The organism is Streptococcus sp. GMD4S, assembly GCF_000296955.1.
Map to the genome: position 1 here is coordinate 1 of NZ_AJRE01000419.1, position 542 is coordinate 542.

At 47.8% G+C, this 542-nt stretch carries 1 protein-coding gene; it reads right to left on the reverse strand.

Annotation, left to right across the window (positions count from 1 at the left end; all coding sequences use genetic code 11):
* Positions 1-439, reverse strand: a 439-nt coding sequence (locus tag GMD4S_RS10275; protein ID WP_000891444.1) for an alanine:cation symporter family protein, incomplete at its 3' end; no start/stop codon positions are given.
* Positions 440-542 lie beyond the last annotated feature (103 nt).

The window sequence follows — 542 nt, forward strand, 5'->3', positions numbered from 1 at the left end:
AGAAGATAGCAAGTGGACGCCACTTTTCTCCCATCCCCAAAAGGATGTAATGCATGGGTCCTCCAGCTACAGCTCCATTTGCATCCTTTGTGCGATATTTGATAGCTAGCAAGCCTTCGGCATACTTGGTCGCCATTCCAAAAAAGGCTGCCATCCACATCCAAAAGAGAGCCCCTGGTCCTCCAACCTTAATGGCTGTCGCGACTCCGATGATATTTCCCGTACCAACGGTGGCAGCTAGAGCTGTACAAAGAGCTGCAAAGCTCGACACATCACCATGTCCCTTGTCCTTGGTGAAAATTAACTGAAAAGCCTTAGGGAGACGAGCAACCTGCAAAAGGCCCAGTCGGATGGTCAAATAGATACCCGTTCCGACCAATAAGATCAAGAGGGGAGGCCCCCAAACGAAAGCATCAAGCGCTTTTAGCAACTCTAACATATCCTTCTCCTATCTTTCAACCCCAAAAGAAAGAGCACATGCAAGATACATGTACTCTGGAATGCTTAGATAAATGCCAAAAAGCGGTCTATCCTAGCTCTGT